This window comes from Microbacterium sp. Se63.02b, assembly GCF_014171575.1.
Lineage (GTDB): Bacteria > Actinomycetota > Actinomycetes > Actinomycetales > Microbacteriaceae > Microbacterium.
On record NZ_CP050453.1, the window covers coordinates 2,841,731 to 2,855,832 of the forward strand.

The 14,102-nt window shown below is 69.4% G+C and carries 14 protein-coding genes and 1 pseudogene; 4 read left to right on the forward strand and 11 right to left on the reverse strand.

Annotated elements, in window-relative coordinates:
• Nucleotides 1–10 precede the first annotated feature (10 nt).
• The 8 genes from G4G29_RS13905 to G4G29_RS13935 all read right to left on the reverse strand — a co-directional run bounded on the left by G4G29_RS13905 (nt 11) and on the right by G4G29_RS13935 (nt 8,052).
• The gene (locus G4G29_RS13905; protein ID WP_183150523.1) at nt 11–1,018 is read right to left on the reverse strand and encodes a sugar phosphate isomerase/epimerase family protein; all 1,008 of its coding nucleotides are present in this window, start codon (nt 1,016–1,018) and stop codon (nt 11–13) included.
• A 42-nt stretch (nt 1,019–1,060) separates the two neighbouring features.
• Complete coding sequence (locus G4G29_RS13910) at nt 1,061–1,912, reverse strand: sugar phosphate isomerase/epimerase (RefSeq protein WP_183150524.1); 852 nt, start codon at nt 1,910–1,912, stop codon at nt 1,061–1,063.
• A gap of 76 nt (nt 1,913–1,988) precedes the next feature.
• Complete coding sequence (locus G4G29_RS13915) at nt 1,989–3,197, reverse strand: substrate-binding domain-containing protein (protein WP_183150525.1); 1,209 nt, start codon at nt 3,195–3,197, stop codon at nt 1,989–1,991.
• Nucleotides 3,198–3,199: 2 nt separating this feature from the next.
• Nucleotides 3,200–4,303, reverse strand: a complete 1,104-nt coding sequence (locus G4G29_RS13920) for an ABC transporter permease (protein ID WP_244632041.1) — start codon at nt 4,301–4,303, stop codon at nt 3,200–3,202.
• Entirely contained in the window at nt 4,300–5,424 is a 1,125-nt protein-coding gene (locus tag G4G29_RS13925; RefSeq protein WP_183150526.1) for an ABC transporter permease, read from the reverse strand. The genes G4G29_RS13920 and G4G29_RS13925 overlap by 4 nt, the downstream gene beginning before the upstream one ends.
• On the reverse strand, nt 5,421–6,122 hold the full coding sequence (locus tag G4G29_RS24130) for an ATP-binding cassette domain-containing protein (RefSeq protein WP_309491582.1): 702 nt from the start codon (nt 6,120–6,122) through the stop codon (nt 5,421–5,423). Before G4G29_RS24130 ends, G4G29_RS13925 begins: the two co-directional genes overlap by 4 nt.
• Entirely contained in the window at nt 6,110–6,946 is an 837-nt protein-coding gene (locus tag G4G29_RS24135; protein WP_309491583.1) for an ATP-binding cassette domain-containing protein, read from the reverse strand. The genes G4G29_RS24130 and G4G29_RS24135 overlap by 13 nt, the downstream gene beginning before the upstream one ends.
• Nucleotides 6,943–8,052 carry a Gfo/Idh/MocA family oxidoreductase gene (locus G4G29_RS13935; protein ID WP_183150527.1) on the reverse strand — a complete coding sequence of 370 codons (1,110 nt, stop codon included), beginning with the start codon at nt 8,050–8,052 and terminating at the stop codon, nt 6,943–6,945. The genes G4G29_RS24135 and G4G29_RS13935 overlap by 4 nt, the downstream gene beginning before the upstream one ends.
• Before the next feature lie 114 nt (nt 8,053–8,166).
• Here G4G29_RS13935 and G4G29_RS13940 point away from each other — a divergent pair.
• A pseudogene (locus G4G29_RS13940) lies at nt 8,167–9,359 on the forward strand (ROK family protein).
• A 31-nt stretch (nt 9,360–9,390) separates the two neighbouring features.
• Here G4G29_RS13940 and G4G29_RS13945 read toward each other — a convergent pair.
• Both G4G29_RS13945 and G4G29_RS13950 read right to left on the reverse strand, forming a co-directional pair.
• Nucleotides 9,391–10,530, reverse strand: coding sequence for a Gfo/Idh/MocA family oxidoreductase (locus G4G29_RS13945; RefSeq protein WP_183150528.1), 1,140 nt, complete (start codon nt 10,528–10,530; stop codon nt 9,391–9,393).
• Entirely contained in the window at nt 10,530–11,336 is an 807-nt protein-coding gene (locus G4G29_RS13950) for a sugar phosphate isomerase/epimerase (protein WP_183150529.1), read from the reverse strand. The genes G4G29_RS13945 and G4G29_RS13950 overlap by 1 nt, the downstream gene beginning before the upstream one ends.
• A 108-nt stretch (nt 11,337–11,444) precedes the next feature.
• On the opposite strand from G4G29_RS13950, the gene G4G29_RS13955 reads away from it, so the two are divergent.
• Genes G4G29_RS13955 through G4G29_RS13965 form a run of 3 tightly spaced genes read left to right on the forward strand, consistent with a single transcriptional unit; the run spans nt 11,445 to nt 13,713 of the window.
• A complete protein-coding gene (locus tag G4G29_RS13955; RefSeq protein ID WP_183150530.1) occupies nt 11,445–12,092 on the forward strand; it encodes a TetR/AcrR family transcriptional regulator in 648 nt (215 codons plus the stop codon).
• Between the two features lie 17 nt (nt 12,093–12,109).
• Nucleotides 12,110–12,748, forward strand: a complete 639-nt coding sequence (locus G4G29_RS13960) for a DUF4166 domain-containing protein (RefSeq protein WP_244632042.1) — start codon at nt 12,110–12,112, stop codon at nt 12,746–12,748.
• The gene (locus G4G29_RS13965) at nt 12,745–13,713 is read left to right on the forward strand and encodes a DUF1731 domain-containing protein (protein WP_183150532.1); all 969 of its coding nucleotides are present in this window, start codon (nt 12,745–12,747) and stop codon (nt 13,711–13,713) included. Before G4G29_RS13960 ends, G4G29_RS13965 begins: the two co-directional genes overlap by 4 nt.
• Here G4G29_RS13965 and G4G29_RS13970 read toward each other — a convergent pair.
• On the reverse strand, nt 13,710–14,099 hold the full coding sequence (locus G4G29_RS13970) for a PLDc N-terminal domain-containing protein (protein ID WP_183150533.1): 390 nt from the start codon (nt 14,097–14,099) through the stop codon (nt 13,710–13,712). The two genes, G4G29_RS13965 and G4G29_RS13970, sit on opposite strands and share 4 nt — an antisense overlap.
• Nucleotides 14,100–14,102 lie beyond the last annotated feature (3 nt).

Below are 14,102 nucleotides of genomic sequence, written 5' to 3' on the forward strand. Positions count from 1 at the left end.
GGTCCGGTGGTCACTGATTGCTGAAAGCGGCATCGAAGGATGCCTCGGGTTTCGCCCACAGCAGCGAGCGCACGTGCTGCAGCGCTTCCGGGGCGCCGTGCAGCCGGTCCATCCCGGCGTCCTCCCACTCGATCGAGATCGGGCCGTCGTAGCCGATCGCGTCGAGCGCGCGGAACGCGTCCTCCCACGGGACGTCGCCGTGGCCGGTCGAGACGAAGTCCCAGCCGCGGCGAGGGTCGCCCCACGGCAGATGCGAGCCGAGCACGCCCGCCCGTCCGTTGTGCGGCCGCATCCGGGTGTCCTTGCAGTCCACGTGGTAGATCCGGTCCGCGAAGTCGACGATGAAGCCGACGGGGTCGATGTTCTGCCACATCATGTGCGAGGGATCCCAGTTGAACCCGAACGCCTCACGGTGATCGATCGCATCGAGGGCGCGCACGCTCGACCAGTAGTCGTAGGCGATCTCGCCCGGATGCACCTCGTGCGCGAACCGCACCCCCTCGGCATCGAAGACATCGAGGATCGGGTTCCACCGGTGCGCGAAGTCCTCGAACCCGCCCTCGATCACCGACGAGGGGACGGGCGGGAACATCGCCAGGTACGGCCAGATCGAGGAGCCGGTGAACCCGACGACGGTGTCGATATCGAGCTTGCGGGCGACGCGCGCCGCACGCTTCATGTCCTCCGCTGCCCGCTGCCGCACGCCCTCCGCCTCGCCGTCGCCCCACACGTACTCGCGCAGGATGGCCCGGTGGCGGAAGTCGATCGGCGCATCGCACACGGCCTGACCGGCGAGATGGTTCGAGATCGCGAAGATCTTCAGACCGTGCCGATCGAGGATCTCCTTCCTCGAGGCGAGGTACCTCTCGTCTTCGTCGGCACGCCGCAGATCGAGGTGATCACCGGATGCGGCGACCTCCAGCCCGTCGTAGCCCCACGCGGCGGCGAGGCGAGCGACCTCCTCGAAGGGCAGATCCGCCCATTGACCGGTGAACAGCGTGACCGGATGGCTCGTCATGGGGACTCCTTCGTCTCGGACTCGTGCGGGGTGGTGCGGTGGTCAGGCCCCGAGGGCTCGGAGGGCCGCGATGCTCCGGGCCGCGAGCTCGTCCTGACTCGCCGCGAGCGGGCGCCAGACCGAGGCCGCGACCGCGATCGTGGCGTTGTCTCCCGTGAAGCTCTCCAGGCCGAGCGGGCCGTGATAGTCGGCGTCGTCCAGCGCGCGGAGCATCTCGGGCCAGTCGGTGTGGTCGTCGCCGACGGCCCCGCGATCGCTGCCGCACACCTGCACGTGGGCGATCGCCGACCCCGCGGCGCGGATCGCATCGGCCGGCCTCTTCTCCTCGATGTTGAGGTGGTAGGTGTCGAGGGCGAGTCCGACACCGGCGCCCAGCAACGGCTCGAGGGCGTCGAGGCTCTGCGCGACCGTGTTGAGCACACTCGTCTCGTAGCGGTTCAGGGGCTCCACGGCCAGGGTCACCCCCACGGCCGCCGCGTCATCGGCGAGCGCTGCCAGGTTCTCGCGCAGCTCTCCGACGACCGCGGCCCGTTCCTCCCGGTCCATCCGCCAGGTGACGCCGGTGGGGCTGTAGAAGGGACCGGCGACCGTCGTGGCACCCAGCACCTCGGCCGTGCGGAGACAGGCACGCAGATACTCCTGCGTCGCCGTGACATCGCCCACGCGTCCGATAAGCGAGCGCCCGGGCCCCATGGCGCCGACCACGATCGCGCCGAGGCCCAGTCGGTCGAGCACGTCACGGGCACGCGCGGCGTCCCAGTCGCCGATGCTCTCCAGTGGCAGCTCCAGCGCGTCGTAGCCGAGATCCCTGGCCGTGCGGGCGAGCGGCTCGAGCGTCGCATCCGTGAGCGGAGACGTCCACACCCAGGTGTTGACGGCGATCGTGCGGGGCATCATCGTCCTTTGATCGTGAAGACGCTCCCACCCTCCCACTCCGCGCGTGCGGAACGGAAGGGCGGGAGCATCGGGGTTACGGGATCTGCCGTTCCTGCCACACGGTCGGGTAGCCGGGGAGGTTCTCCCCGCCGAACTTCGCGTAGTGGCCGTCCGGCATGCCCTCGTTCGCGGCCAGGTAGTCGTCGAGCTCCGGTTCCGTGATCGGCTTCTGCGGCAGCACCCACTCCTTGGGCACCTCGGTGCCGGCGAAGACCATCTGCGCTGCGAGAAGCGGCGTGCGCCACTGGAAGTTCGAGTACACGGGGGCGAGTCCGGTGAGCCCCGTGTCCTTCCACTTGCGGAGGAAGCTCATCTCGTCCTCACCGGTCATCACGGGGTAGTCCGCTCCCGCGTCCTCGAACGCCTCGATGGCGGCCACCGCGCCATCGCCCGCGTCCATCCAGATGCCGTCGACGTCGCCCTTGGCGAGCTCGTCGCTGATGATGCTCTTGATCTCGGCAGGGTCGGCGCCCGTGAAGTGATCCACGGCGTCGATGCCGGCTTCGTCGAACAGCTTCTTCGCGCCGGCCCAGCGGTGCTCGAGCACGTCCACACCCGGGAGGATGCGGAGCGCCACGACCTTGTCGCCCTCTTCGAGGTTGTCGATCAGGAACTCGGCGGTGTCGATGCCCCAGGCGAATCCGCCGATCGGGTGGATGAACGTGACAGGGCAGTCGGTGTTGACGCCGCGGTCGAACACGATGACGGGCTTGCCGGTCTCGCACGCCCTGTCGACGGCCGGGGTCATGGCCGCCGTGCTGTTCGGCGAGATGAGGAAGACATCGCAGTCGCCATCGGAGATGAAGTAGTCGATGTCGGCGATCTGCGTGTCGTCGGAGTCCTGCGCGTCGCGCGTCTCCATCTCGCTGATCGCCCCGGCCTCCTGCAGCGCCTTCAACTGCTCGTTCATCGTGATCCAGCCCGTCTGACGCCACGGGTTGGAGATCGAGGCGTTCGCGAAGCAGGCTTTCTTCGCCCCCTCGCTGGCGAACTCCGAGGTGTCGACCATCTCGGCGTTGATGTGCTGCAGGTAGGGCTCATCAGCCGGTCCCTGCGGGTCGACGCCGCGTTCCTCGTCCTGCTTGTCGAAGAGCTCCTGGTCGAACCACTCGGTCGTCTCCGCCGTCTCGTCGGGGTTCTCGGACTCGGCCGGCGCCACGGACGGGTCGGTCGTGCACCCGGCGAGCGCGATGAGGCCGAAGAGAGCCACCCCCGCGGTGGCGATCTTCATTGATCGTCGCATTGCTAATCTCCTCTGGTTTCTGTGTGGATGGTGCTGGTGGATCTGTCGGATCTGTTGGTGCTGTCGGATCTGTTGGTGCTGTCGGATCTGTCAGTGCTGTCGGTGCTGTCGGTTTCTGCGGCAATGGGCTCTGGGGTCTGCGGGCCGCGCTTCCGCCGTGCCCGGAAGGCGACGGCGGAGTACGCGACGGCGGCGATGATGATGACGCCCTGCACCGCATCGCGGAGCGTGGACGGGACACCGGCGATGTTCAGCAGCATGAAGACGGCTTCGAGGGCGAAGGCGCCGGCGACCGCGCCGACGATCCAGCCCCGGCCCCCGCCGAGCACGACGCCGCCGAGGACCACCGCGGTGATCGCCGTGAACTCGTAGCCGCGACCGACCGAGGGGTGCACGCCGGCGTAGCCGACCAGGAGCACGGCCGACAGTGAGGCCGACAGCGACGAGATGATGAACGCGCGGGTGGTGACCCAGGCGCGACGTGCACCGGCGTAGTCGACGGCGCTCGCGTTGTCGCCCACCGCCATGAGGGTCTTGCCCAGGGGGCGCTTGGTGATCCAGATCCCGAGCGCGAGCCACGCGATCAGGATCAGGACGGCCCAGGGGATGAAGTCGAGCAGCGGCACCTCACGGATACCCCCTCGCCCGATCTCGCGGAAGCTGTCTGCCGGGTTTCCGGTGGCCGCACCGCCGGTCCACCACATGACGCCGCCGAGGAGGGCGAGCATCATGCCGAGCGTGACAATGAACGACGGCACCTTGAGCAGTGTCGTGATGATGCCGTTCACGAGGCCGACGGCGACGCCGAACACGACCATCAGGAGCAGCACGGGAATCGTGCGGGCGTCGTCCTGGCCCACCAGGTTGCCGGCGACGATGACCTGCGCCGTGATGAGCGATCCCTGCGAGAGATCGAACTCGCCGGCGATGATCACGAAGTACTGCCCGATGGCGACGATCGCGATGGGCGCGACGCGCTGGATGAAGCGCATGAACTGGCCGGGCTCCGCGAAGCTCGGGTTGAGGATCGTGACGGCGACGAGCAGGATCACCAGGAGCAGGAAGACCGCCCCACGGGGGCTCACGAGTGTGCGCAGCGCGTTCATGAGCGCCCTCCTTCCGCCGCGGGAGCGGTATCAGGCGCGACGCCGTCGACCGCGCCGACGCTGGTCCCTGGGTCGGCGAGTTGCGACGCGGCGTCCGCCATGTCGGCATCGGCGGCCTTCGCCGCATCGTCGCCACCGGTGCGCGTGCCACCGGCGCCGAAGCGCGGTCGACGCCGGGCGATCGAGCGACGGCTGTACACGGCGACGGCCGCCACGATCACCACGCCGCGAACGACGTCCTTGAGGAACGGGTTGACCTGCATGACGCTCATCACGTTGTCGACGACGGCGAGGATCGCGACGCCGCCGATCGTGCCCCAGATGGAGCCGCGGCCGCCCAGCAGGAGCGTGCCGCCGAGCACGACCGCCGCGATCGAGAGCAGCGCGTAGCCGCCCTGCTGTCCGACGGTCGGGCTGCCGACCCCGAGCCGGCTGGCGAGGAGGAGTCCGGCGAGTCCCGCGAACACCGAGCACAGCACGTGCGCCCAGATCAGCGGCATGCGCGTGCGGACGCCCGACAGCCGCGCGATCTCGGGGTCGCCGCCCACCGCGTACAGGTGAGCACCGGTGCGCGTGCGGTTCAGCAGGAGCCAGACGACGACGGCGAGCACGATCATGATGAGCGTCGACACGGGTACCGGACCCACGCCGGTGGCCCCGATGAGCTGGAACGCCCAGGGGACGTCGCCCGCCGATCCCTCGAAGTTCGTGTTGAGGATCCCCTGCAGGATGAGTCCGACGCCCAGAGTGGCGATGAAGCCGTTCACCTTGAGCACCGTGACGATGAGGCCGTTCAACAGGCCGACTCCGGCGCAGACGAGCAGCGTGACGACGACGGCGACAGGGATGTTGTCCGCGTTGCCGTTCATGATGGTCGCCGCGAGCAGGCTCGACAGACTGATCACGTAGGTCACCGAGAGATCGAGCGATGCGCCGAGGACCACGAGCGTCTGCCCGATCGCCACGAGTCCGAGCACGCTCATGCCGGTGAGGATGTCGCGGATGTTGCCTGGACTCAGGAAGTTGCGTCCCACCGTCGCGACGAGGATCGCGCCGACGATGGTCACGAGGAGGAGGATGCCGAGGACGATGACCGTCGAGTCGATCTTCAGCCGCTTCATCGTGCACCTCCGTCCGCTGCCGTGCCGGTGTCCGCGGCGCCCGTCGCGGCGCCCAGGATCTCGTGCTCAGCCGACCCCGCGGGGAGCTCGGCGACGAGTTCGCCGTCGTGCATCACGAGGATGCGGTCGCTCATGCCGATGACCTCCGGCAGCTCGCTCGACACCATCAGCACGGCCTTGCCCTGCGCGGCCAGGTCACGCATGAGCTGGTAGACCGCGTACTTCGCACCGACGTCGATGCCGCGCGTCGGCTCGTCGAAGAGCACGATCTGCGGCTGGGTGAGGAGCCATTTGGCGAGCACGACCTTCTGTTGATTGCCACCGGAGAGGAACCGCACCTCCTGGTCGACTCCGCGGGAGCTGACCTCGAGGGAGCTCAGGACGCCTGGCACCTCGCGACGCGATGCGGCGGTCCGGCGCGCGAACACGCTGCGGACGACCAGGAGGGCGTTGTCCATCACGGATTGCCCGAGTGCGAGTCCCTGGGCCTTGCGGTCTTCCGAGACCAGGGCGAGTCCTGCCCGCACGGCCGCGCGGGCGCTCGTGATGCGCGCGGGTGCCCCGTCGATCCGCATCGTCCCGCGGGTGAAAGCCTGGATGCCGAAGATCCCCTCGACCAGTTCGGTGCGACCGGAGCCCTGCAACCCCGCGATGCCGACGATCTCCCCGGCACGCAGCGCGAGGGTCACGTCGTCCACGTAGGCGTTGCCGCAGCCTTCGAGCTCGAGCCGCGGCGCTCCGACCGTCGTCCCCCGACCGCATCGGGGAAGTACGACTGGATCGACCGGCCGACCATGCGCCGGACCAGCTCGTCCGTGGTGAGGGCCCTGGTGTCGTCGGTCGACACGAGCGCGCCGTCCTTGAGGATCGTGATGCGGTCGCACAGGTCGAAGATCTCCTTCAACCGGTGCGACACGTAGATCACGGCAACGCCGCGAGACGTCAGCCGCCGGATGATCGCGTACAGCAGCTCGACCTCGCGGTCGCTGAGCGCGGCGGTCGGCTCGTCCATCGAGATGACCCGCGCGTCGAACGAGAGCGCCTTGACGATCTCGACGATCTGCTGCTCTGCCACCGTGAGCGAACCCACGCGCGCCTGCGGCTCGATGAACGAGACGCCGAGGTCGTCCAGCAGTTCCGCGGTCCTGGTGTTCATCGCACGCTGGTCGACGAAGCCGCGGCGGCGCGGTTCACGGCCGAGATAGACGTTCTGGGCGACCGTGCGCTCCGGCAGGAGGGTGAACTCCTGGAAGACCGTGACGATGCCGGCGTCCATCGCCTGCCGCGGGTGCGCGTGATGGACCTCTTCCCCGCGATACGAGATCACTCCCTCGTCCGCGGGCTGCACGCCGGCGATGATCTTCATGAGGGTCGACTTGCCCGCGCCGTTCTCCCCGACCAGTCCGTGCACCTCGCCGGGGTGCACGTCGAAGTCGACGCCGTGGAGCACCTCGACGCCGAAGAACGACTTGCGGATGCCGGCGACGGCGAGCACCGGCTGCGTCGTCGTGGTCGCCGTCATGACGTCACCTCCACCCATCGTCCGCCGTCCGCCGCCGAAGCGAGCACGGCCTCCGTCAGCACCGCGGAACGGTAGCCGTCCGCGAAGGTCGGCAGGCCATCGGGGTGCGCCCCGGAGATGGCCGCGTACACGTCGCCGACGAACCCGTTGAAGGCGTCCTGGTAGCCCATCGCATGTCCGGAGGGCACACGCTGGAGTCGGGCGGAGTCGGGATCGGCGGTCGCGGGGTCGCGCAGCAGTAGCCGGGATTCCTCGCGCATGCCGATCCAGAGCTCCTCCGGTCGTTCCTGCTCGAACCGCAGACTCTGCCGCGAGCCGTGCAGCTCGAGCGTGAGCGCATTCTTGCGTCCTGCGGCCATCTGCGAGATGAGCAGCGTACCCAGGGCGCCCGACACGGTCTCCACCAGCACGGCCACGATGTCCTCGGTGTCCACGGCACGTCCGGAACGCTCGGAGTAGACCCGGCGGGTGCGCGCGCTCAGCGCCTGGATCCGCTCGCCGATCACGAACTCGATGAGGTCGCACAGGTGCGATCCGATGTCGGCGAACGCCCGTGAGGCGCCGGCTGCGTCGGACCGCACCCGCCAGTCGTCGTCGCTCTCGAGGAGCATCCAGTCCTGCAGGTACGCGCAGTCGAGGGTGAGGAGCTCGCCGATCTCGCCGCGGGCGATGCGTGCGCGGGCCTCACGCACCATCGGGTGATAGCGGTAGATGAACGGCACGGCTGCGACACGCCCCTGGGCCACGGCCGCGTCCGCGAGGATCCTGGCGTCGGGGGCCGTCGTCGCGAGCGGCTTCTCGCAGATCACATGCTTGCCCGCCGACAGCGCGCGCAGGGCGAGGTCGGCGTGCGTGATGTTCGGGGTGCAGATGTGCACGACGTCGATGTCCGCGGCTTCGAGCAGCGCGGCCGCGTCGTTCTCCGCACGGTCGGCGCCGAGCGCTTCGGCGGCCTCGCGTCCTCCCGATGCGGAACGGGTGGCGACCGCGCGCAGCTCGCCGCCGGCGTCGCGGGCCGCGGTGCGATGCACCCGCGCCATGAATCCTCCGCCGAGGATGCCGGCTCGGATCGTCCCGAGACCGGTGTCAGTGACATCCGTTGTCATGCCGCCGATTCTGACACAGACCTTTCGACTTTTGCTAGCCCCTCGTCAAAAGTTGTCGGCTCCGAATCCGAAGTCAATCGACGAGACGCCGAAGTGCTGTGGTTTACTGACGCAATGGTTGACGTTCCGAGGCCGGCGCCGGCGATCTCCTCCGGCAGCGGAGAGATCTTCCAGATCCTTCGCGACGGCCGCGCACGCACCAAGGCCGAGCTCGCGGCTCTCACCGGTCTCGCACGCTCCACGGTCGCGCTCCGCGTCGACGCGCTTCTCGCGGTCGGCCTCCTCCGCCCCGCCGGCGAGGCGGTGTCCACGGGAGGTCGCCCGCCCGCCAGGGTCGCCTTCAATCCGCGCGCCGGCCTCGTGCTCGCCGTCGACCTCGGCGCGACCCATGCCACGGTCGCGGTCGCCGACCTCGCCGGGGTGATCCTCGACGCCCGCACCCGCACGATCGACATCGGCGACGGACCGGAGAGCCTTCTCGACACACTCCTCGCCGACGCCGCCGAGCTCCTCCACATCGCGGCGGACGAGCTCCCGCTGTTCGGTGTGGGCATCGGCGTCCCCGGCCCCGTCGAGCACTCGACCGGCCGACCGACCAACCCGCCGATCATGCCGGGGTGGGACCGGTTCGACGTTCCGGCGTACGTGCAGAAGGTGTTCGACGTGCCCGTGCTCGTCGACAACGACGTCAACATCCTCGCTCTCGGAGAGCAGGCCACAACGTGGCCCGATGTCGATGACCTGATCTTCGTCAAGGTGTCCACCGGCATCGGCGCCGGGATCATCGCCGGTGGTCAGCTGCAGCGCGGCGCACAGGGCTCTGCGGGAGACATGGGCCACGTGCAGGTGCCGACGGGGCCGGATCGGCCCGCGAACCGGGCGACGAGCGCGACCTCGAAGCGCTCGCGAGCGGCTCGGCGCTCGCGGTCGCGCTGCGTGCACAGGGACTCGAAGCCCACAGCGCATCGGACGTGGTCGACCTCGTGCGCGCAGGCAACGCCGCGGCGATCGAGGCGACCCGGCAGGCGGGGCGAGACGTGGGCGAGGTGCTCGCCACGGTCGTCAACCTGCTGAACCCGTCGATCATCGTGCTGGGCGGCAGCATCGCGCGGGCGGGAGAGCACCTGTTGGCCGGTGTCCGCGAGGTCGTGTATCGCCGCTCGATCCCGCTCGCGACACAGCATCTCGCCATCGTGCAGTCCCAGGCCGGCGACCGCGCCGCGGTCCTCGGAGCGGCGATCATGGTCGCGCGCGAGGTGCTGTCACCGGCGAACGTCGACCGTCAGGTGGCAGCGAAGGCACGGTGATCCGCGCCTCCGCCGTCACGAGCGGCCGCGGTCAGAGGGTGGCCGCGAACGGGTCGAAGTCCGCGTCGATCGATCCGACCTGATCCAGGCTGCTCTGCACGTCGACGAAGCTGCGCGACTCGGCGGCCTCCTCGATCGACAGAAGCGTGTCGAGCACGTGGTACCCGAACTCCCCCGTGGCCACGTGCGGGCGGTCTGCGGCGATCGAACGGACCATGTCGAGCAGTCCCACCCCACGCCCGGAGAGCACACCCTCCTGCGCCACGTCGAGGATCTCCTGCTGGATCGGCTCCGGCGGGACGAACAGACGCGTGAGCGGCCGGGTGATCGAGATCGCGCCGCCGAAGGTGTTCGGATCGGGGATCACGATCGTGCCCTCGGTGCCGGTGATCTCCACGACGCCCTGCCGCAGCATGGGGGAATCCGTGCTGTAGAGGCTCTGCGCCTGACCGCCCTCTTCGAAGGCCGTCAGCACGCTGAGCGTGGAGGGGATCTCGACAGGGAACTCCTGGCCGGCGAGCTCGCCGACCTGCACACGGCGGGTGGGCGTGCCCTGGAGGCCCAGAGCGGCGACCGAGGCGACGGGACCGAACACATGAACGAGCGCCGAGACGTAGTACGGCCCCATGTCCAGCAGCGGCCCCGCACCCTTCGCGTACAGGAACGAGGGATTCGGGTGGAAGATCTCCGGACCCTGCCACTGGAAGGTGGTCTGGGCGAAGAGGGGACGACCGATGTCACCCCTCGCGATAGCCCGCTTCGCCGTCTGCACGCCCGGTCCGAGCACCGTGTCCGGCGCCACGCCGACGCGGAGACCGGCGGCATCGGCCTTCTCCAGCAGTCGGCGCGACTCCTCGCGGCTCACCCCGATCGGCTTCTCGGTCCACACGTGCTTGCCTGCCGCGATGATCGCCTCCGAGACCTCGACATGCACGGCCGGGATCGTGAGATTCACGACCACGTCGATCTCCGGGTCCTCGAGGACGACGTCAACGCCGCCGGAACGCGGGACGCCGTACTTCTCGGCCTGCGTCCTGGCACGCTCCTCGATCAGGTCGGCGACCGCGATGACGCGGACGTCGGGGAACGTGGTGAGGTTCGACAGATACTGGTCGCTGATGTTGCCCGCGCCGATGATGCCGACGCCGACGGGACCCGCACCGATCGCCATCAGCCGGCCACCTTCTCGTCGAGGTAGACGCGGCTGCGCTCGATCGCGTCGAACAGGTCGCCCTCGTAGTGGTCGAACTCCACGATCGCGAGCTCCAGAGCCGGTGCCGCGGCGATCGCCTCGACCAGCGGGACGGATCCTTCTCCCGCGGCCACTTGATCGGCGGGCGGGTACGCGCCGGCGAGCGCGGGGTCGAGAGTGCCGTCCTTGGCATGCACCGCGATCACACGACTGCCGAGGCGCTCCAGCAGGGCGACGGGATCGACGCCGCCACGGGCCACCCAGTACAGGTCGACCTCGAGCACGACGCGCTCGTCGAGGAGGCCCGCGAGGACCTCGAGGCCGGTCACACCGTCGAAGACGGCCTCCAGCTCATGCGCGTGATTGTGGTATCCCACCCGGACGCCCTGAGCTGCCCCGATCTCGGCTGCCGCGTTCAGCAGTCGGGCGGTCTCCTCGATCTGCGCGACCGACTCCCACCGGGCCGGCGCGGTGTACGGGTCGATGACGGTTCCCATGCCGAGCACCTTCGCCGCCGCGAAGACCTCCGCGGGCGAGGGCACCGGCACCGTGGTGCCGCTGCCGTCGGGGTTCACGAACGAGGTCGACGCCAGGAAGGCATGCCCGGACGGTGCGCGCAGTCCCGCAGCCGACAACGCGGCGGCGAGAGGTTCGGCCCGGCGCACGAAGTCGTAGGGCTCGACGGCCGTGAACCCGCGGGCGGCCACCGCCGCAAGCGATCCTTCGAGGTCGGACTCCAGCTCCTCCTTGATGGTGAACAGCTGCAGGGAGGTCTGAATCGTCATCGGTCGTGCTCCTTCGGTCATCGGCGACGTGGCGGGAATCCTGTCCCGTGGAGGCACGCTACCACCAAATACCTCCACGCGGAAGTTTTTGTTCGCTAGACTCTCCCCATGCCCGAAGAGACGCCAGAGCAGCTCGAGCATCCCCGCCAGCGGGGCGCCTACGCCAAGGGCATCGCACGGCGACAGGAGATCCTCGATCGCGCGATCGAGGTCTTCGCCGAGCGGGGTTCCGATCGCACGAGTCTCCGTTCCATCGCGCGGGAGGTCGGGGTCACCCATGCCGCCCTCACCCACTACTTCGGCTCCCTCGAAGAGCTCCTCGTCGCGGTGTACGAAGAGAGCAACGCGCCAGGACGACAGCCGGAGGCCCCCTCCGAGGAGGTGACTCCCGTGGAGATGATGATCGAGTCGGCCCGCATCAACCGTTCCGTCCCCGGTCTCGTGCAGCTGTACTCCACGCTCGTCGCGTCCGCCCTCGAAGAGGGCCACCCGGCGGCTCGCACCTTCGCCACCGGTCGGTTCGCACGCCTTCGCGACCGGCTCGCCGACACCGTGCGGCAGCAGCAGGACGACGGTCGCATCCGGACCGATGTCGATCCGGACGCCGTCGCCGCGTTGGTGGTCGCCGCCTCCGACGGCCTGCAGACCCAATGGCTGCTCGATGAGACGGCACCGCAGCACGAGGCGCTCGCGCTCCTCGACCGCCTGCTGCGCCCTGTGCCGGAGCATCCGGAGCACCGGGCCGAGCGCCCATGACCCCGAGCTAGGCTCGAATGGTGACGTCCGTGCCGCAGTCCCCGTATGCCAGGGCGCTCGGCGCGCGCATCAGCGACCTGCACCCGCGGCTCCGCGCGTACTTCGAGGCGATCCCGGAGGGCGCCGTCGGCGTCGGTGAGGGCGTCTTCCAGCGGGTGGGCACGCCGCGCCGCTGGCTGTGGCCGCTGCTGCGCCTGCTCGAACGCCGCGGTGTGCTCGCCGCTCGGTGGGAGCGCGACGTGCCGTTCCGCGTCGAGAACCGCACAATCGCGTCGCGCGCCATCAGCGAGCGCACCTTCTACTTCGCGGGAGGGCCCTGGGTCATGCGCGATGCGGTCGCGCTCACACGTCACGGGCGCGTCGTGGACGAGCTCGGCGAGCCCGGTTTCCTCGCCGCCTGCTTCGACGTCGAGGTGCATGAGGGCGCGCTCCGTCTCACCAGCCGGGCGGTCGGCGTGCGTCTCGGACGACTCCGCCTGCGCATCCCGCCTGCGCTCGCACCGGTCGTCCGCCTGATCGAGCGCTTCGACGACACCGAAGAGCGGCAGCGCGTGGCCCTCACGGTCGATGCCCCTGTGCTCGGACGCCTGTACGAGTACCGCGGCGACTTCCGCTACCGCATCGAGCACACCGGAGGGAAGGAGCGGAGCACATGAGCGCCGGCAGGGTCGTCATCGGCGGGGCCACCGGGTTCATGGGGCGCTTCCTGGTTCCCCGGTTCCGGGCGGAGGGCCGCGAGGTCGTCACGATCTCGCGCTCCGGCGCCGACGTCCGCTGGGGCGACCAGGTCGAGATCGACCGCGCGGTCGACGGAGCGGCACTGGTCATCGGACTCGCCGGCAAGAGCGTCAACTGCCGCTACACGCCCGAGAACCGGGCGGAGATCTTCCGATCACGCACCGACACCACCGCATCGCTGAGCACCGCGATCGCGCGCGCGAGCGCACCGCCCGCGCTGTGGGTGAACTCCTCGACGGCGACGATCTACCGACATGCCGAGGATCGCCCGATGACCGAGTCGACCGGCGAGATCGGCACGGGGTTCTCGGTCGAGGTCGCGAAGGCGTGGGAGAGGGCGCTGTTCGCCGACGACCTGCCCGCGACACGTCGCGTCGCACTCCGCACGGCGATCGTCCTCGGTCACGGTGGCGTGCTGGAGCCGCTGAAGACCCTGGCCAGACTCGGACTCGGCGGGCCGCAGTACGACGGGCGCTGGCCGGTGGGCGCAGCCCGTCGTCTGGCAGGTACCGCCCATCATTTCCGTGCACGTCACGGGCATCAACGGTTCAGCTGGGTGCACATCGACGACGTCCCCCGCATCATCGACTTCCTCGAGCAGACGCCCGCTCTCGAGGGCCCTGTGAACGCCGCGTCGCCGCACCCCGTCGACAACGTCGAATTCATGGCGACGGTACGACGCGCCCTCGGGGTTCCGTTCGGTCCGCCGTTGCCGCGGTGGATGCTGGAGCTCGGCGCGATCGGCATCCGCACCGAGACCGAACTGGTCCTGAAGAGCCGGTGGGTGCTGCCGGAGAAGCTTACCGCCGCCGGGTTCACCTTCCATCACCCGGAACTGGAAGGCGCGATCCGCGAGTCCTTCGATCGCCGCGACGCGGCCTAGGAGGCTGCGCCTGCAGGGCCCGTCGAGGCGTCGCCGTCGCGTCGGCGGCGTTCGATCTCCTCGCGCAGGCGCCACTCCTCGATCTCCCGGTCGAGGTCTGCGATCTGCTGCTCGGTCGTGCGCGTGTCGGTCGGCGGCGCAGGGCGCACGTCGGTCCGGGGCATCGGACGTTCGGCTCGACGCATCCGCGGGATCGGGACGCCGCTCTCTCCGTACTCCCGGCCGATCGCGAACCACAACAGGCTGCCGATCAGCGGGAGCAGGATCACGATGATGATCCACACCATCTTCGGCAGGTGCTTCACCAGCGCACTGTCGCGCGTGATGATGTCGATCAGCGCGCCGATCATCAGAGCGATGACGAGGATCGAGAACAGGAACGGCATGAG